Source organism: Nocardia sp. NPDC051929, assembly GCF_044548645.1.
In the GTDB taxonomy this organism is placed as follows: domain Bacteria; phylum Actinomycetota; class Actinomycetes; order Mycobacteriales; family Mycobacteriaceae; genus Nocardia; species Nocardia sichangensis.
In genome coordinates, this window is the sequence record NZ_JBIUCG010000027.1 from 57,553 (window position 1) to 75,837 (window position 18,285).

An 18,285-nucleotide genomic window follows, 5' to 3' on the forward strand; every position below is an offset into this window, starting at 1 on the left:
GTGGCAGCGGCCCGGACGCACCGGCATCCGCATCGGGCTGCCGGTCCGAGGCCCGCGCGCTGCCTTGCCGCCCGATCCGGCCTCAGGGAGTCGGGCGAGTCGCGATTGGCCTCGAGTTTGCCGAGATGGACCGTTCTAGGACGTGCTCTCGTGGAGCGAGGTAGCGTGAAGATGTGTCGGCCGAGGCCGGCCACGGGAAACAGCGTGGTCGTCCCCGTCGGCAGCGCGTGGTCGGTGCGTTCACATCGTGGTCCGTACCCGGCAGGAAGCCGCCCGGCGGCTTCCGCTGAACAGCAGTGCCGGTTCGTGCGAAAGATCCGCCATCATGAGTGTTCACGCCCCCCTTTACCACGAGGTGCTCTCCCGCGAGGAGTTGCCGGACGAGTTCTTCGGGCTCTTCCTCGACCCGACCCGCACCTACAGCTGTGCTTTCTGGTCCCACCCTGACGACACCCTGGAAAAAGCCCAGACGGCGAAGATCGACCTGGCCTTGGCCAAGTGCGATCTGCAGCCGGGAATGGCCCTGCTGGACGTCGGTTGTGGCTGGGGCTCCACCATGCTGCGCGCCATGGACACCTACGGGGTGAACACGATCGGGCTGACCCGCAGCCGTAACCAGTACCGATACGTGCGGGACATGCTCGTCGACCGGCTGATCCGGGGCCGTCCGTACGGTGGGGTGCGCGTGCAGGGCTGGGAGGACTTCGACCGGCGCGCCGACCGGATCGTCTGCATCGGAGCGCTGGAACACCTGCCGGTGGACCGCTACGGAGAGTTCTTCGATTTCGCCTACCGGATCATGCCCTCCGACGGGGTGCTGCTGTTGCAGACCGTGGTCAGCTACAGCCGCGAACATCTGCGGGCACACGGTACCCAGATCACCAGCGACGACTTCGCGTTCTTGCGATTTCTGCGCGAGACCATCTTCCCCGGCGGCGAGCTTCCGCTGCCGACCGGTCATCATCCCAAAGGGGTCACCGAATACGCCGAGGACGCCGGATTCACCGTCGCCGACATCCAGGCACTGGGACCGCACTACACCACGACACTGGACTGCTGGGCCGACGCCCTCCACGAAAACCGGGACCGGGCTGTCGAGCTCGCCGGGCGGGACACCTATAACGCCTATATGCGGTATCTGACCGGTTCCGCCGATTACTTCCGCCGCGGGCATACCGACGTCATGCAGTTCACCTGTCTCAAACCCGACGCTCGGCGCCCGCCGCACTGAATCCGTACCCTCGCCTGCCGGGCGGCGGCCGCATCAGCGATTCGCCTCCGTGGGGAACAGGTCGTCGTCGCCGGTCGACGGGCTCATGCCGTGCGTGCCGGGGTCCGCGGCCCATCGCACGTCATCGCGCGGGTACCGGATGGGCAGCGGTAGCCTGCGTCTGCGGAGCTTGAGGTTGATGAGCGTCATGTCGCCGTTGTAGTGGGCGAGGACACGGGGGTCCATGACCGCACGCCACAACGGGGGGATCGCGGCGAGCACGACCATGGTGGCGTAGCCGGCGGGCAGTTGCGGCGCCACGTCGCAGCTGCGCAGGGTCTGATAGCGGCGGCCGGGGTTGGCGTGGTGATCGCTGTGGCGCTGGAGGTGGAACAGGAAGATGTTGGTGACCAGGCGGTCGCTGTTCCAGCTGTCGCGCGGCGAGCAGCGAGCGTAACGCCCGTCGGGTCGGCGGGTACGCAGCAGTCCGTAGTGTTCGACATAGTTGACGGTTTCCAGCAGGCCCGCGCCGATGAGCGCCTGAATGGCGAGGTACGGCGTGACAACGGGGCCGAAGGTCACGATCAGGCCGCCGAACAGCACCGCGCTCATCGCCCAGGCCTGCAACAAATGGTTACCGGGACTGAACCAACGTTTGCCGTTACGGGCCAGGCGCGTGCGTTCCAGCGCCAGTGCCGACCGGAACCCGCCCATCATGGTGCGCGGCAGGAACTGCCACAGCGATTCGCCGAAGCGGGCGCTGGCCGGGTCCTCGGGTGTGGCGACGCGGACGTGGTGGCCGCGGTTGTGCTCGACGAAGAAATGTCCGTACCCGGACTGCGCGAGCGCGATCTTGGCCAGCCACCGTTCGAGATGTTCGGCGCGGTGGCCGAGTTCGTGGGCGGCGTTGATACCGATGCCCGAGACGAAGCCGAGAGTGACCGCCAAGCCGAGCTTGTCGGCGAGGCTCAGCTCATGGCTGGCCCACATATAGCCGGCTATGAGCAGGCCGATGAATTGCATCGGCAGGAACAGAAAGGTGCACCACCGGTAATAACGATCGTTGGACAGCGCTTCGTAGTCTTCGTCGCGCGGGTTGCTTCCGTCGTCGCCGATGAACCAGTCCAGCAACGGGATCACCACCAGCACGATGATCGGGCCGATCCACCAGAACAGTTCCAGTCCGGTGTGTGCCACCAACGTGGAAGGCAGCAGTGCGCAACCCGGGGCGATCAAGCCGAGAATCCAGAGGTACCGCTTGGGGTCGCGGGCTCGCGTGTGCTCGAAGATCGTCATAGTCATCTCGCCGATCCGTGAGGACGACACTCAACCGACAGTTCCGACTGCGGACAACACCTGAACCATGCGCGCCAATCCAGGATAACTGGAAGTTCGCCAGGTGGTGGTGAACCGTGGAAAGCGCTGCCTGAGCGGGCAATCCTCATCATGCGCACACGGTCCGACGCCCGATCGGTGGGGAGGTTTTCGGGACCCGTCTCGCGTGTGTCGCCTGTTCGGCTCGGTGTGGCGTGGACGGGATCGGCAACGGTGCGCTTGTTCGCCGCTGTGACGTCGACTGTCTGGAAGCGCTGCGGATTTCGACAGCCGAGGTTCGACAGCCGGCCTTCGGACGGTCGAAGTTGCCGGATCCGACGCGGGTCGATTCGTGCCAGATGTCCGAGTGTCACCGTTGCGCACACCTGAGTGGCTCAGGTCGGCGGGGGTGAGCCAACTCCGACATCCGCACCTTTCGTCCCGATTTCGACACAGCTAGCGAAGATCAACAGCAAATTTTCTGCAAATCGATGCACCGGCTCCGAGGCATCGGGAGACCGTGGGGTGCGGCTCCGCCTGCCGCACGGACGCCTGTGCTCCTCCGGGCAGGCAGTCGGCCGCGGCTCGGTCGTGAAAACCGAACCGCGGCCGACCATGGTGCACGAAGTTCGCGGCACTACGAGCAGAACCTCTGTGCGCGGCGCGGCGCGCCGAATCTCCGATTCAGATACTGACGGTATCCGAGTTGGTCGTGCTTTCGCAAATCAGGGCAGCGCTCCGCAGTTGGTCGGCGCGGGCTGGCCCGCGAGCCGTTCGGTCATCCAGTCCTGCGAGGCACCCAGCGACGGGAAGAACGCCAGTACGTGGGTAACCCGCAACCCGGTGATGACGCTGGGTAACTCGGCATTCGCATTCAACTGGACGGGTGCGCCACCGCCGCACCATCCGGCGGCCAGTTCGCGCACGGGCACGTACGGCGCGCCCTCGTCGGCCTGGTTCGAGGCGATGAGGACGGGCACTCCCGGGGTCATCGTGCCGACCCGCTGGTCGTTGAACGCCGCCTTCAACACCGGCGACTGATCGATCACCGCCGTCAGTGGTTGCCCGCTGGTGGTCCACTGTGAGGTATTCGGGAACTGCTGGGCCAGTCCCAGCGGCACGGCGCACTTGTCCATCGACTCGCGCATGATCGCCTTACCGGTGTCGTTGAGTTCGGCGTCGAGCACCGGCCGGGTCTCGGGGTAATTGGCGGCGATGCCGTTGAGGATCCACGCGAAGGCGGGTCCGAGCGGGGCTCGTCCGTCGTTGAAGGCGATGAAGTACTCGTCATCTACCACCGGCCCGCCGACGTAGGCGCCCCGCACGTTCAGATCGGGGGCGTAGCCCGGCTGCAGTTCGGCCGCGCCCGCGGAGGCCATGCCGCCCTGGGAGTATCCGTACAGAATGACCGGCGATCCGGGATTCAAGCTGGTGCCCGGCAATTGCAGCGCCGCGCGCGCGGCGTCGAGGACCGCGTAGGCCTGAGATTTGCGGTTGAGGTAGTCGTGCACATCCGGTGTGCCCAGACCGTGGTAGTCGGTCACCATCACCGACATGCCGCGGGCCAGCAGCGTGTAGATCGCCAGTACGTCGTATTCGACGATTACGTCGAACGGGGGCTGGTATTGGACGAATTGCGCCAGCAATTTCGACGGCGCGCACTGATCGCCTTGCCCCTTGGTGCCGACCGCGTAGGAGATCAGCGGTCGCTCGCCCGGACCGGTCCACGGCTGGGACGGTTCCAGATATGTTCCCGTCACCGCTGTGCGGGCACCGTGGGTATCGCTGCTGGTGTACATGATGCGCGTCGACGTCGCGGGGACCTGCCCTGGGACGCCGGGGACCGAGATCGCCAGCCGCGACCCTTCGGTGCGGATGATGGAGCCCGGTGCGCCCGCCGGTGCCGCAGGCGGGATGTAGAAATCGTCGCCGGCGACGGTTTCCGCCGCAGGTTCCGTCCATGCGTGTGGGGCGGCGACGGCCCCACCCCCGACCACGAGGAGGGTTCCCGTCAAAGCTGTGGCCAATCTGAGTATTCGGCTCCTCACGATGCGATCCTTCCTGCGATTGGGATACCCCTGGCATCTAGAATCGGATACTGAGAGTATCTGTAAGGGGTCGAAATTGTCCGGGAATAGCGATGAGTGTCGGCGGCTCGCGGGGGCGGGGCGTTCCCGGCCGACCCGGGCGCAGAGCCAGGCGCGGACGCGCGCTGTTTTGATCGCGACCGCCGAGCGGCTTTTTCTGGAGGACGGTTTTCAGGCCACGACTCTGGACAAGGTCGCGAAAGCCGCCGGTTTCACCAAAGGGGCGGTGTATTCGAACTTCCGCACCAAAGACGAGTTGTGTCTGGCGGTGCTCGACGAAATTCACGCTGAGCGGGCGGCGGAGGTCGCCGAGATCATCGCCGCGCCGACGGCCGCGCAGCGACTGCTCCGGATGACGGAATGGGCCGAACGGGTGGTCGGCGAGCCCGACTGGACGCATCTCGAACTGGAGTTCAGCGTGCACGCTCGGCGTGACGAGCACCTGCGCGCCGAGTTGGCGACCCGGCTCGACAACATCGTGGGCATGGTCGGCGCCGCCTTGCGCGCGACGGACGATCTCGACACCCCGATGCCCCGGGCCGAAGCCGCCGTCGCCGTGCTGGCCCTCGGCGTGGGGCTGGGTCTGTTCCGGTCGATCGATCCCGGCATCCCGGTCGCGGGAATGATCTCCGCGCTGCGCGCGATCGCGGGGTTGTCTCCAGGCGACTGATCGGGGCGGCGCGCGTCCGGTCCCTCGGGGTGGCGCCGCACCGGTCTTGCGGTCACGCCGCGCGCCGCTAATATAAGTCAAAACTTATCAAGGAGGTTGTCATGGCGTTGCTCACCGATCCCGCCGCCATCGCCGGGCTCGTGACCCGTGAGGTCCGCACCGGATCCCGCGACGGCGTACCCACCCGAATAGCAGTCGCCCGTCGGAACTACCCGACCGATCGAGCGGATCTCTGGGACGCGCTCACCGATGCCGAGCGGATTCCGCGCTGGTTCCTGCCGATCAGCGGTGATCTGCGGGTCGGCGGGCGCTATCAGCTCGAAGGCAACGCCAACGGCGTCGTCGAACAGTGCGACGCGCCGGAGCGGTTCGCCGTGACCTGGGAGATGGGACCGCAGATCTCCTGGCTCACCGTCGTTCTCACGCCGACCGCGGACGGCACCGAATTGGAGTTGCTGCACGAGGCGCCGGTCGCCCCCGAGTTCTGGGCGCAATACGGGCCGGGTGCGGTGGGCGTCGGCTGGGATCTCGCCCTCATGGGTCTCGGGCTGCACTTGTCGAGCGGAGATCCGGTGGACCCGGCCGAGGGGCTGGCCTTCCCGACCACACCCGAGGGCCTGACGTTCGTCCGGACGGCGGCTCTCGGCTGGGCGCAGGCGGCCGTAAGTGACGGTGACGATCCAGACGCCGCGAACTCGGCGGCGCGGCGGACGATCGACTTCTATACGGTCGTCCCGGAGGACGGCGCCGAGTCCTGATGGATCGATCGCCGGCGAAGATCTTCGAGGCGCTCGGAGACCCCGTCCGCCGGTTTCTTCTCGAAATGGTGGCGGCCGAAGAGCAGCCCGCGGGCGCGCTGGTCGCCGCCGTGCAGCAGCGCACGCGGATCTCCCAGCCCGGCGTCTCCCAGCACCTCAAGGTGCTCCGCGACGCCGGGCTGGTACACGTCCGCGCCGAGGGCACACGACGGCTGTACGCCCTCGACCCCGCCGGTGTCGAGGCCGCGCGGGCTTGGCTGACCGGGCTGGCGGACCCGATGCGCCATTTCGCTCAACCGCTCGACGCGCTCGCGACGGAGATCGCCCGTGGAAAACGCACGCGCCGCGGGGCCGGTCGAACCGGCGGCGAGGATTCCGGCAGGCGAACTCGCCACGCATGAGTGGCGGGCGCACCGGGCGTCGCCGCGGTCAGCAGCGGCCGAACACCACGGCCGCGTTGTGGCCGCCGAATCCGTACGAGTTGTTCAGCGCGTACTCGATGTTCTGGGTGCGCGCGCTGCCGTGCACGATGTCGAGATCGATCTCGGGATCCTGGTTGTCGAGGTTCAGGGTGGGCGGCACCACACCGTCGCGCACGCTGAGCACGGTCAAGGCGGCTTCGACCGCGCCCACCGCGCCTACGGAGTGCCCCAGCGCGGATTTGGGGGCGTAGACCGAGGGGTGGTCGCCCACGGCCGCCCGGATCCCCTTGGCCTCCGCCAGGTCGCCGAACGAGGTGGCCGTCGCATGGGCGTTGACGTGGTCGATGTCTTTGCCGCTCACGCCTGCCGTTTCCAGCGCGCGGCGCATCGCACGAATGTTTCCGGCGCCCTCCGGATGCGGGAGCACCATGTGGTAGCCGTCCGCGGTCAGGCCCGCCCCCATCAGGCGAGCCAGGGGCTTCGCGCCTCGCGCCCGCGCGTGGTCTTCGGACTCCAGCACGAACAGCGCGGCGGCTTCGCCGAAGACGAAACCGTCGCGGTCACGGTCGAACGGGCGCGACGCGCGCTCGGGCTCGTCGATCCGGGTGCTCAATGCCCGCATCATCGCGAATCCGGCCACCGCCAGCGGGTTGATGCGGCCTTCCACACCGCCCGCCACGATCATGTCGGCTTCCCCCAGGATGATCGAGCGCCACGCGTGGACCAGCGCCTCGCATCCCGAAGCGCACGCCGAGACGGGTGTGATCACGCTGGCTCGCGCACCGAGCTCCAGCCCGACCACCGCGGCGGCGCCGTTCGGCATGGCCATGGGCACCGCGAAAGGGGACACCTTGCGGTAGCCCGATTCCCGCATCAGGTCGTTGGACTCGATGATCGTGTCGGCGCCACCGAGACCGGTGCCGATGCAAACGCCGAGTCGATCGGGATCGACCTCCGGGCGGCCCGCGGTGTCCCAGATCCGTTTGCCCATGACATAAGCGACCTGCTGGACGTAGGACATGCGGCGCTTCTGGACGCGGCTGAGCTCTTCGGTCGGATCGAGCTTGAACTGGCCGCCGATGTCGACGGGCACCTGGAAACGCTCGAAGTCGGGGTCCTGCACCTTGGCGATTCCGGTCTCTCCGGCGAGCAGTCCCTTCCATGTCGCATCGGTGCCGGTGCCGACGGCGGTCGACATCTCGACAGCGGTCACGACGACGCTCCGGAACCCTCCGTTGCTGGTCGAGAAGTCCGTCAAATCGGACATCAAACCCCTTCTTTCGGCTTGTCGGCTCGCATACTCGAGCGAGGCTATGTGCGCGCCGGAAGACCGGGGTAGTAGCCCGAGTGCCGTTCACCGCTACGATCGGGCCATGCAACCGGATGGGGGAGAGCGTCGGGTCACGGTGGTCATTCCCGACGAAGTAGTGCTTCTGGACGCCGCGATCCCGATCGACGTGTTCGGATCCGACCCGAACTACCGGCTCGAGGTGTGCGCGGTCTCGCGGACGGCGGCGACCTCGGTTCCGGGGCTGTCGTGTGTGACGGTGGCCGGGCTGGAGGCGCTGCGTGACGCGGAGACGGTGGTGGTGCCCGGGTACGCGTCCTTCGCGACGCCGCCGCCGGAACCGGTGCTGCGAGCGCTTCGCGCGGCCCACGGCCGCGGCGCGCGAATGCTGTCGATCTGTACCGGTGCTTTCGCGCTGGCCGCCGCGGGGTTGCTGTCGCACCGGCCCGCCACGACGCATTGGCGGGCCGCTCCGTTGCTCCAGAGCGAATACCCCGACGTCGAGGTGCACGCGGATCGGCTGTTCGTGGACGACGGCGATGTGCTGACCTCCGCCGGAGTGACCAGCGGTATCGATCTCTGCCTGCACGTGGTGCGCAAAGACATCGGCGCTGCGGCCGCCAACGAACGGGCTCGCGATCTGGTGGCGCCCCCGGTGCGCGAGGGCGGCCAAGCCCAGTACACCCGGCAGTTCGCCAAGCAGACCTCCTCAGGCGCGCTCGCCGAGACACGGGCGTGGATTCTGGCGAACCTCGACCGCAGGCACTCGCTCGAGGATCTCGCCAAGCGTTCGAATCTCTCACGCCGCAGCTTCATACGGCGATTCCGGCAAGAGACCGGAACCTCCACGCACGTTTGGATCACCAGCGCGCGCCTGAACCAGGCGCGGGAACTGCTCGAGACGACCGAACTCCCGATCGACCAGATCGGCTACCGCGTCGGCCTCGGGAACCCGGCGAACACCAGGGCTCTGTTCAAGCGCCATCTCGGTGTCAGCCCGGGGCAGTATCGGCACATGTTCACGATCGGCAACGAAAGGCAGCAGGGAAGCTAGCCGGGCAGCCGTTCCGCGGGATAGCCGTGCAGCCGCCGGTCGGTGTCGCCGACGACGACCGGGTGGCCGACCAGGTCGAACATCGCGATATCGGAGTGGTGATCGCCGAACGCCGTGCACGACGACAGGTCCACGGCCGTTCGCTCGGCGTAACGCAGCAGCGCCGCGGACTTGTCGGCGCCGACCATCGTCGCGGGCACCTCACCGGTGTATCTGCCGCCCGCGGTCTCCAGCGTCGTGCACAAGACCGACGTGGCGCCGACGGCTTCGGCGATCGGGTGGAGTGCGGGGACGAACGAGCCGGACACCAGGACGATGCGAGTCCCGGCGCGGCGCAACTCGTCCAACCGGCGCCGCACCGCGACATTGAAGAACGCCGAATCCGCGGCACGGGACGCGAACCAGTCACGGCCGGTGCGCGACACCTCGGCGACTTGGCGGCCGGCCCAGTGCCGATAGAACCACCGATGGGATTCGCCGCGGCTCATCCCCGCCGCGCGCAGCGCGCGGAACTCCTCGAGCACGGCGTCGGCTTCCTCGCCTCGAGCACGGCGTCGCGCGTCGAAGACGAACAAGGACAGGAAGGTGACATCACGGACCAACGTTTCGTCGACGTCGACGAAAGCCGCTGGGACGTGGCGGTCGTCGACCGCAGGCGCGCCGGCGGGATCGGGAGCCGCGTGCGGTTGGTTCACGAGGCCGCGGCCTCCGTCTGAACAGCGGATTCCGCGCGTCGCTCGGTTTTCCCCGTGCCCTGGGGCGCGCCGTCGTCGCGCAGGGTGTGCGGGACACCGAAGAGTTTCAGCAACGGCGCCGTCATCGCCGTGGTGATCAACGCCATCATGACCAGCAGCGAGTACAGCCGCTGGTCGATGACGCCGATCGTGAGCCCGACATTCAGGATCACCAGTTCCGTCAACCCCCGGGTGTTCATGAGCGCGGCCAGCGCGGCGGATTCCGTCCGGCCGGTCCGGCCGAACCGAGCCGCCGAGTAGGTACCGCCGAGTTTCCCCGCGAGCGCGGCGAACATGATCGCCGCGAACTCGGCGATACTGGTGCGATCCAGACCGCCCAGGTCGACCTGGAGGCCGGCCACCACGAAGAACGCGGGCAGGAAGATGCTGCTCAGCAGTTGCGCGCCGCTGTCGACGGCCGCGCGCAGCCGCCGGGGGAAGACGACCCCGAACAGGAACGCGCCGAAGATCAGGTGCAACCCGATCCATTCGGTGGTCGCTCCCAGCAGAAGGGCGCCGGAGACGCCGACGAAGACCATGTTGGACGGGTTCTTCTCGGATCCGGCGCCCGCGATGCGGTCCAGGGCGGGGCGCACCGCCCACCACAACACCACGACCAGCGGAACGAACAACAGCAACCGCCAGTGGTGACCGAGGCCGGGCCGGGCGATGCCGATGACCACCGCCAGGACGCACCAGGCGAGGACGTCGTCCAATGCCGCGCAGGTCATTGCCGTCTGGCCCAGCCGGGTGCCGAGCAGCTTGCGGTCGTGCAGGATGCGGGCCAGCACCGGAAACGCCGTGACGGCCAAGGCGCAGCCGATGAAGAGCGCGAAGTTCAGCCGGTTGCCGCCGTCGTGCCGGGCCAGCGCCCACACCGCGACGGCGGAGCCGAGCGCGAACGGTGTGAGGTAGGCCGACAGCGCGACCGCGGTGACCGATCGTCGCCGTCCCGCGACGGACCGCAGATCCATCTCGAGGCCCGCCGAGAACATGAAGATCATCACGCCGACGTTCGCGAATGCCGTGAGATACGAGCGAATATCGTGCGGGAAGACGGTCTCGGACAAGTGCGCCCCGAGCAACGTCGGGCCCGCGAGTACGCCTGCCACGATCTCGCCGATCACCGGAGGCTGGCCCAATCGCTCGGCCAGCCAACCCAGCACACGCGCCGCGGCCACGATCAGTACGAGATCCAACAACAAGAAGATCATTTGGTCGCTCGGCAACGCCTCGACTCCGTTCCGACATCGAGGGGAGGAGCGGATCCGATTCTCGCACGGGGTATTTCCGTGACGCGTCGACCGCAGTGTGAATCCCCCGAAACATGGACTGCCTGCGCTCAGACGATATCGCACCGGCCCGACGAGCGAGAGTCGAGAGTGATCTACGACACATTCGCGAGGGTGTCGGCGCGGGCTGGCGCAAAGGTGTGCATGTCTGTCGCGAAAGGTACTGGCTGGTCGCTCTTTCCGTTCGGAATACTTCGATCCATGGCGTGCGCCGGTCGGAGGGCGCAGCCGAGGGGAGTCGACGTTGTTCGAAGGTAAGACAGTACTCGTAACCGGTGCGGCAACCATCATCGGCACCGAAGTCGCTCGCGTCTTCGCCGACTATTCGGCGAATGTCGTACTGGGTGACCTGGATACGGACGGGGGAGAGAAGGCGGCCGCCGAGATCGGCGAGCGCGCTCTCTTCGTACCCGTCGACCTGCGCAGCGATTCGTCGGTCAGGTCGTTCGTCGCGGACGCGGCCGACGCGCACGGACGCATCGACGCGCTGGTCAACATCGCCTGCGTCTACGGTGACGACGGGCCTGGCGCGGATGCGCGGGCCGAGTGGCTCGAGGTGCTGAACACCAATGTCGTCGGTACGGCGATGTTGTGCGAAGAGGCCCGAAACCGACTGCGGGACACGGCGGGGTCCATCGTCAACTTCACCTCGCCCAGCGGGCGAGTAGCTCAGGCCGGGCGCGTTCGATACCCGGTCAGCAAGGCGGGGTTGTTGCAGCTGACCCGCAGTCTCGCATTGGAATACGCGGGCGACGGGATCCGGGTGAACAGTGTCTCGCCGGGCTGGACCTGGTCTCGCGTGATGAACGAGATCACCGAAGGGGACCGAGCCCGCACCGATGCGGTGGCCTCCCGGTTCCACATGCTGGGCAGGGCGGGAGACGCACGCGAGATCGGCGAAGTCGCGGCGTTTCTCGCCTCGTCCAAGGCGAGCTTCGTCACCGGAGCCGAATGGACCGTGGACGGCGGTTACTCGGCCCTCGGTCCCGAGCAGACCACTTCGGCGATCGAACTGCTCCAGCGTGAGCGGCCGGGACCGCACGCAACTTCTCTGGCTTAGGAGTTCCGCAATGACTGCAGCAACAATTTCGGCGACATCCCTGCTGACCGCGGTGCGTTCGCTGGTTCCCGATCTGGCGGCACGTCGCAGTGAGATCGATGCGGAGCGCAGGCTTCCCTCCGACATCGTCGAGCGGCTGCGTGAGATCGGTGTGTACCGCATGTGTTTCAGTGCGGAGATCGGTGGCCCCGGCCTGACGTCGCTGGAGCAATTCGAGGTCGTCGAGGCGCTGTCCTACGGCGACACCGCCACCGGCTGGTGCGCCATGATCGGCGCCGCGACCGGCATCTACGCCGGCTATCTCGACGAGCGGGCCGTCGCGGAGCTGATGCCGACCCAGGATCTGATCACCGCGGGACTGATCTTCCCGGCCGGCCGCGCCGAGCGGGTGGCGAACGGTTATCGCTTGACGGGGCGTTGGAAGTTCGGCAGCGCCATCACGCACGCGGACCTGGTCATCGGCGGCGCTTTCGTGACATCGGGCGGTCGCATGGAAGAGACCGCGGAGGGCGCGCCGGTCGTCCGGCTCTTCTTCATGCCCCGCGATCAGGTCGCCGTGTTCGACACCTGGGACACCACGGGCTTGCGCGGCAGCGGCAGCAACGATTACGCGGTCGAGGGTCTCTTCGTCCCGGAGCACCATTCCTTCGCGTTCAGTGAACGGAAGAGCTGTCGCGGGAAGCTGTCCGAACCGGAGGCGCTGGCCCGCATCATGCCGGGTGTCCCGCTCGGCACGGCCCGTGCGGCCCTCGACTACGTCCGCGGCCTGGCGGAGGGGAAGACGGTGAACGCGACCGGTCAGAAGTGGGCGGACAACTACCGCGCCCAGTACCTGCTCGGTGAGTGCGAGATGGAGTACATCGTCGCGCGCGGCGCTGTCGTCAACACGGTGGAGGAGCTGTGGAACGCGTTGGACCACAGGCGTTTCGCGGACTTGCCGACCGATCTCCGGATCGCGACCGCCTTGGCGAGGACCAACGCGTTCCGCGCCGCGCAGCGCATCCTCACCCGGCTGTGCGAACTCGTCGGCACCGATTCGATCTACCGGCCGAATCCGCTGGACATCTGGCTGCGTGACACGAACACGATGGCGCGGCACATCATCGCGCACGACCAGGTGATCCAGTCCACCGGCGCCTTCGTGCTGGGCGGCAGGCCGGAATTCCCCTTCGTCGTGGGTCTGGGCTGATCGCGATGGAAGTCGATAATCGCAAGCGGCTGCCGTCCCTGACCGGACTGCGGTTCTTCGCGGCGTTCTCGGTGTTCGTCTTCCATGTGATGCTGCCCGCCTCGCCGATACCGCCTTACAAACCGGTCAATCTGTTCGCCGACCCGGATATCGCCTACGACGCGGCATGGGTGGTCGGCAAGGCGGGTTTTCTCGGGGTGTCGTTCTTCTTCGTCTTGAGCGGCTTCGTGCTGACCTGGTCGTGGAAACCGGGATCGAGCAAATTGCAGTTCATTCGGCGGCGAGTGGTCAAGATATTTCCCAATCACTTGACGCTGTGGGTGGCCTCGATGGTGTTGTTCGCGGCGGCTATCACGCCGTGGAAGGCATGGCTGCCGAATTTATTCCTGATCCATGCCTGGTTCCCGCAGAATTACATCAACGCGGGGGTCAACACGCCGTCCTGGACATTGTCCTGTGAGCTCCTTTTCTATGTTCTGTTCCCGTTCTTGATACCGGTCGTACTGCGCATCGAGTCGAAATACCTGTGGTACTGCGCCGCCGCCATGGTGGCCGGCATCTGTGTGATCGTGCTGCTGACCGCATTCGTCATACCGAGTTCCGAGAAGTCGGAGCTCACACCCATACCCGTATTGCAGCTCTGGTTCGGCTATCTCTTTCCGCCGTCGCGGCTGTTCGAATTCTTCCTCGGCGTGTTCGTGGCACGGATAGTGCAAGAGGGGCGCTGGATACGGGTGCCGCTCTGGGCGTCTCTCGCAGCGGTGGTCGCGGGATACGTGGTGGCGATGTACACGCCGTTCTACGTCGGCTTCGTCCTGGCGACCGCGGTGCCCCTCGCGCTGTTGATCGGGTCCGCCGCCCAGTCCGACCTCGACGGCGCCTCGCGGTTCCTGTCCAGCAGGCTCATGGTGCGGCTCGGTGAGATCTCCTTCGCCTTCTACATCTGTCAAGGCGTGACGCTGTTCTACGTCCGCCGCACGATGGACGCCGCCACCTTCAGCGCGCCGGTCGCGGTATCGCTGATCGTCGCGTTGTTCTTCCTGAATATTCTCGCCGCATGGTCTTTGTTCACCTTTGTGGAATCTCCCGCGATGCGCCGCTTCGCCCGGCCGAAACGCGTCGCGGTTGTCGCGGAAAAGGTGGCGAGTTAGGCGCTTCGGTTTACTGTCGGCAACAATCGAATTACCTGTTCGGCGGTGCGTGGCGATGCCATGCACCGCCGAATTGCCTTCCCTGCGGTGGAAAACAATATGGTTGCCGCCCTGTCCGGGCGGCGCTATCCTGGTGTTATAAACCACAGAACCGTTTAAAACATGGGGGGTGCTGGATCAATTGGGGTAGGTGATTCGGATCCGGCTGTGAGCATCGGGGCTCGCGGTTCTCGGGTATCGAATGAATTTCGGCACTGAATCCGTATCCCAGCACGACGTTCTGATCGCAAGCAGATGCCGACGGCTCGCTCCGCGCTGATCGCGGGAATTTTTCTGTGCCGTCCGGTTGCGTGCGCTCTTTTTGTGTGTCCGGAAGGTAGTGATGAGTACGACTGTCGACAACGGCTCCGAGCGACTCCAGGAGCTCGAGCGACCACAAGCCCACCCGAGACCCGACGACGACGTCGAGTCGGTTGCCACCCGGATCCTTCGCATGGTCTTCGCCCGTCGGCGCAGTGCCGAGGAGAAGTCGCTGTGCGATGTGGCTCCCTGTGCGGACTGCTTCGCGCCGCACCTGAGCAAAGTGATCCGATACATCGAGGCCGGCGTGCCGGTCCATTTCATCATCCCCGCGTTCCCGGCGAAGTCGCGCAACCGCCGCAAGACGCTGGGGCGGCTGCCCGACATGGCGGAAACTCTGGCGATCGAGTCCCTGCAGGGATTCTGTGACCAGATCTCGGCCGTCTACCGGCCGGGCGCCATCGTCACCATCTGCTCCGACGGCCACGTGTTCAGTGACACGCTTGGCATCCCGGACGTTCACGTGGACGACTACGGTGACGAACTCCGCCGCGTCATCCGCTCGACCGGCGGCGGCTCCGTCGGCCTGTACGGCCTGCGCGACGCCATGCCGGAGATGTCCTGGGACGAACGCAGGCGCCGCCTGCTCGCCGAGTACTCCGACGGCATCGACGCGCTGCGCGAGGCGATCCGGACGGAACCCGCGGCCCGGCGCATGTTCAACGGAATACACCGGTTCATGGTCGAGGACAACGCCGTGCTGTTGCCCGACCTGTCGGCCACGAAGCGGCGCAACCGATCGAAGGAGACCGCTTACGCGGTGGTGCAGCGCAGTCAGGCGTGGAGCCGTCTGATGGGAGAGATCTTCCCCGACGCGGTGCGGCTGTCGATCCATCCGCAGACGAATCACTCCGAGAAGATCGGCTTCCATCTGCTGCGGACCCAGGACAGCTGGCTGACTCCGTGGCACGGCGTGGTGCTCGACGACGGAACGAACTACTCGCTGGTCAAGCGGATGCACGCCGAGGAGCTTGGTGCTCGTCTGGTGTGGCGCAACAGTCGCCCCAGTCATTTCGTCCTCGGACGGACACCAGAGATCGAAACACAGTGAACCTGAGGAGACACATGACGAAAAGCTTGAACGAGGTACTGCTCGAGGGGGAGCCGCTGCGGCCGTTCGGCCGCCTGGTGGAGTCCGGTTCGGAAGGACGAACCCTCGCCGATGTGCCGGTCGAGGAACTGCTCGCGCTGGCGCTGGATGCGAAAGTGGTCGTACTCCGCGGATTCGGCCTGCTCGGCAAGCAGGAACTCGAAAACTATTGCCGGACAGCGGGAGAGATCCTGCAATGGAACTTCGGGTCGATCCTGGATCTGGTGGTCCGGGACACTCCCGACAACTATCTGTTCGACAAAGGCGATGTCCCGTTCCACTGGGACGGCGCGTTCGCCGAGCAGGTGCCTCGATTCTTCCTCTTCCAATGTCTGCGCGGCGAGGGCGCGGGCGGCGAGACCGTGTTCTGCGACAGCGTCCAAACCTATCGGGACGCCCCGGAAGACCTGAAAGAACTGTGGGCCCGTACCTCGATCACGTACCGCACCGACAAACTCGCGCACTACGGCGGCCTGGCCGAATGGCCCTTGCTCGGCACCCATCCGGCCACCGGCGAGACGACGATCAGATACGCCGAGCCCCTGGATCCCGCGCGCTACGCCAATCCGCTGTTCTTGACCGTCGACGGCATCTCGGCCGAGGACGGCGTGCGCGTCATGGAGGACCTGCGCGAGCGGCTGCACGACGCCCGCTACTGCTACGCCCACGAGTGGCGGACCGGCGACATCGTCGTGGCCGAGAACCACGCTCTGCTGCACGGCCGGAACTCGTTCACCGGGTCGGTCTCGCGGCACCTCCAGCGCATCCAGATCATCTGAGAAATCGGCCATCAGGGAGGAATATCAATGGCTAATTCAATCTCCGGACCAGCGGACGACTACGACGTCGTCATCATGGGTGGTGGGCCCGCCGGGTCCACGCTCGCCGCGATGCTCTGCCGCGACACCGATCTGCGTGTGGCGGTGTTCGACCGCGAGGTGTTCCCGCGCGAGCACATCGGCGAATCGGGTGCGCACCCGCTGGTCCCCGTTCTGCAAGCCAGCGGCGCGCTCGAGAAGGTGCTGGCGAGCGAGTGCTGGATCCAGAAGTTCGGCGGAATCTACCAGTGGGACACCGAGCGGCCGTTCGTCGGCTTCTTCGAGCACTCGGACTATCTGGTCGACGGTGTGTACCGCTGGTCGGTGCACATCAACCGCGCCGAATTCGACACCGTGCTGCTCGAGCACGCCGAGTCCTGCGGCGCGCACGTCTTCCAGGGCGTGCGGGTGGTGCGGTTCCTCGCCGACGCGGACCGGGCCACGGTCGTGCTGGAGGACGGAACCGAGGTCACGGCACGCTATTTCGTCGACGCTTCCGGCCGGGCGAATCAAGTGGCCGCCCGCGGGTCGCAGCGCGACAAGCAGTGGCTCTCGGACTACCGCAACGTAGCCGTGTGGTCGCACTACCGCAATTGCGTGCCCGCCCAGCGGGCGGCGGGGGACTGGAACGTGTTCCGCGCGGACGATCTGTCCCCGATCTACGCGGTGGCGTTCGAGCACGGATGGGTGTGGTACATCCCGACGCCCCGGCTGGTCGACGGCGTGCGGGAGACGGTGTGGTCGATCGGCGTCGTGACCAATCCGGAGTCGATCGCGCGGGTGGATCTGCGTGATCCGGACATTTTCCTGAAGACGATCAAGTCGATTCCGGTGCTCCAGGATCTGGTGGCGAACGCGGAGCCGATCCGTGACGAGATGCTGACGGCCACCAACTATTCCAGGGTCAGCGAATGCTTCGGCTCGTACGAGGATCGCTGGATGGCGGTCGGGGACGCGTCGTACTTCGTCGATCCGCTCTTCTCCTCCGGCATGTCCTTCGCCGTCACGCAAGCGTGGGCGGCCGCCTTGGTGCTGCGCAAGACGTTCGACCAGGAGTTGGACGAGCGATCCAAGCGAGATCTGTGGCGGGACTACGACGTCGAGTGGCGCGGGATGGCGGAGACCTGGGCGCTGAGTATCGATCAGTGGTACCACGAGATCTCTCGCTCGCATCCGGACAGCCCCTACTGGAGCGCGGAAGGCAGGCGAGTCGAAGCCGACAACGCGACGGAGGGAACCTTCCAGGCGTTGCTGAACACCGCGCTGGTGCCCGACCTGCTGAACATCATGACCAAGGGCACCCGAGATCCGCGCGATCTCGCCAACGAAGGACCGTACCTGCGGGCCTTCACCGCGGCCGACGCGGTCGAACTGGCGCAGGACGACATCGTGGCGCTGTCTCCGGACGCACGCATTCGCACCGGCGTGGCGGCGGACATCCCCGGCTTCAAGGGGATGTCGCCGCCGTTCGAGATTCCGCAGGTGGTTCGCGACGGACTGGCCGCCTACTGGCGGGACCCCATCGCCAACAGCGACGCGGCGCCGTCGCCGCTCGCCGACGCCGTTGCGTGCCATCGGATCTACTCCGCGGCCGACCCGGACATCGAGGTGCGGTGCCTGGAGCGCGACGGTGGCGAGCAACTGTGGGAGACGCTGAACCGTGGTCCCGCCCGGTGGTCGGAGCTGGCGCCACAGTTGACGGTGCTGCAAGGGCGAGCCCTGAAGCGCTTGATCCGCGCCGGGTTGGTGGTGACGGGACCGGACTCGCAGCAGCGGGTCGACTAGGTC

Annotated in this window: 16 protein-coding genes; 11 read left to right on the plus strand and 5 right to left on the minus strand. The window is 66.5% G+C overall.

Translation table 11 applies throughout. The features are described from left to right. Positions 1-325 precede the first annotated feature (325 nt). Entirely contained in the window at positions 326-1,231 is a 906-nt protein-coding gene (locus ACIHAX_RS31365) for a class I SAM-dependent methyltransferase (RefSeq protein WP_364435757.1), read from the plus strand. A 33-nt stretch (positions 1,232-1,264) separates the two neighbouring features. Here the strand turns inward: ACIHAX_RS31365 and ACIHAX_RS31370 are convergent, their stop codons facing one another. Both ACIHAX_RS31370 and ACIHAX_RS31375 read right to left on the minus strand, forming a co-directional pair. Then, positions 1,265-2,512, minus strand: coding sequence for an alkane 1-monooxygenase (locus ACIHAX_RS31370; RefSeq protein ID WP_355076635.1), 1,248 nt, complete (start codon positions 2,510-2,512; stop codon positions 1,265-1,267). A 737-nt stretch (positions 2,513-3,249) separates the two neighbouring features. Further along, positions 3,250-4,572, minus strand: a complete 1,323-nt coding sequence (locus ACIHAX_RS31375) for a lipase family protein (protein WP_364435753.1) — start codon at positions 4,570-4,572, stop codon at positions 3,250-3,252. A gap of 169 nt (positions 4,573-4,741) precedes the next feature. Here ACIHAX_RS31375 and ACIHAX_RS31380 point away from each other — a divergent pair, with 169 nt between their 5' ends. The 3 genes from ACIHAX_RS31380 to ACIHAX_RS31390 all read left to right on the plus strand — a co-directional run bounded on the left by ACIHAX_RS31380 (position 4,742) and on the right by ACIHAX_RS31390 (position 6,440). Then, the gene (locus ACIHAX_RS31380) at positions 4,742-5,281 is read left to right on the plus strand and encodes a helix-turn-helix domain-containing protein (protein ID WP_364435750.1); all 540 of its coding nucleotides are present in this window, start codon (positions 4,742-4,744) and stop codon (positions 5,279-5,281) included. A 101-nt stretch (positions 5,282-5,382) separates the two neighbouring features. After that, entirely contained in the window at positions 5,383-6,039 is a 657-nt protein-coding gene (locus tag ACIHAX_RS31385; RefSeq protein ID WP_364435747.1) for an SRPBCC family protein, read from the plus strand. Next, on the plus strand, positions 6,039-6,440 hold the full coding sequence (locus ACIHAX_RS31390) for a metalloregulator ArsR/SmtB family transcription factor (protein ID WP_364435744.1): 402 nt from the start codon (positions 6,039-6,041) through the stop codon (positions 6,438-6,440). The genes ACIHAX_RS31385 and ACIHAX_RS31390 overlap by 1 nt, the downstream gene beginning before the upstream one ends. Before the next feature lie 28 nt (positions 6,441-6,468). Here the strand turns inward: ACIHAX_RS31390 and ACIHAX_RS31395 are convergent, their stop codons facing one another. Further along, positions 6,469-7,728, minus strand: a complete 1,260-nt coding sequence (locus ACIHAX_RS31395; protein WP_355076626.1) for a KasA/KasB family beta-ketoacyl-ACP synthase — start codon at positions 7,726-7,728, stop codon at positions 6,469-6,471. A 106-nt stretch (positions 7,729-7,834) separates the two neighbouring features. Between ACIHAX_RS31395 and ACIHAX_RS31400 the strand changes: the two genes are divergently transcribed. After that, positions 7,835-8,803 (plus strand): helix-turn-helix domain-containing protein, encoded by a 969-nt coding sequence (locus tag ACIHAX_RS31400; protein WP_364435740.1) that lies wholly within the window; start codon positions 7,835-7,837, stop codon positions 8,801-8,803. Here ACIHAX_RS31400 and ACIHAX_RS31405 read toward each other — a convergent pair. Continuing rightward, positions 8,800-9,498 carry an HAD-IB family hydrolase gene (locus ACIHAX_RS31405; protein WP_364435737.1) on the minus strand — a complete coding sequence of 233 codons (699 nt, stop codon included), beginning with the start codon at positions 9,496-9,498 and terminating at the stop codon, positions 8,800-8,802. The genes ACIHAX_RS31400 and ACIHAX_RS31405 overlap by 4 nt on opposite strands. After that, positions 9,495-10,766 (minus strand): cation:proton antiporter, encoded by a 1,272-nt coding sequence (locus ACIHAX_RS31410; protein WP_355076621.1) that lies wholly within the window; start codon positions 10,764-10,766, stop codon positions 9,495-9,497. The genes ACIHAX_RS31405 and ACIHAX_RS31410 overlap by 4 nt, the downstream gene beginning before the upstream one ends. Positions 10,767-11,073: 307 nt before the next feature. On the opposite strand from ACIHAX_RS31410, the gene ACIHAX_RS31415 reads away from it, so the two are divergent. The 6 genes from ACIHAX_RS31415 to ACIHAX_RS31440 all read left to right on the plus strand — a co-directional run bounded on the left by ACIHAX_RS31415 (position 11,074) and on the right by ACIHAX_RS31440 (position 18,282). Beyond that, positions 11,074-11,889: an SDR family oxidoreductase gene (locus ACIHAX_RS31415; protein WP_364435732.1), complete on the plus strand. Its 816-nt coding sequence runs from the start codon at positions 11,074-11,076 to the stop codon at positions 11,887-11,889. A 10-nt stretch (positions 11,890-11,899) separates the two neighbouring features. Next, positions 11,900-13,078, plus strand: a complete 1,179-nt coding sequence (locus tag ACIHAX_RS31420) for an acyl-CoA dehydrogenase family protein (protein ID WP_397281266.1) — start codon at positions 11,900-11,902, stop codon at positions 13,076-13,078. Between the two features lie 5 nt (positions 13,079-13,083). Continuing rightward, positions 13,084-14,229 carry an acyltransferase gene (locus ACIHAX_RS31425; RefSeq protein ID WP_356965413.1) on the plus strand — a complete coding sequence of 382 codons (1,146 nt, stop codon included), beginning with the start codon at positions 13,084-13,086 and terminating at the stop codon, positions 14,227-14,229. A gap of 382 nt (positions 14,230-14,611) precedes the next feature. Next, positions 14,612-15,640, plus strand: coding sequence for an isocyanide synthase family protein (locus ACIHAX_RS31430; protein ID WP_364435725.1), 1,029 nt, complete (start codon positions 14,612-14,614; stop codon positions 15,638-15,640). Positions 15,641-15,654: 14 nt separating this feature from the next. Next, positions 15,655-16,458, plus strand: a complete 804-nt coding sequence (locus ACIHAX_RS31435; protein ID WP_364435722.1) for a TauD/TfdA family dioxygenase — start codon at positions 15,655-15,657, stop codon at positions 16,456-16,458. A gap of 27 nt (positions 16,459-16,485) precedes the next feature. Next, entirely contained in the window at positions 16,486-18,282 is a 1,797-nt protein-coding gene (locus ACIHAX_RS31440; protein WP_397281270.1) for an NAD(P)/FAD-dependent oxidoreductase, read from the plus strand. Positions 18,283-18,285: the final 3 nt, after the last annotated feature.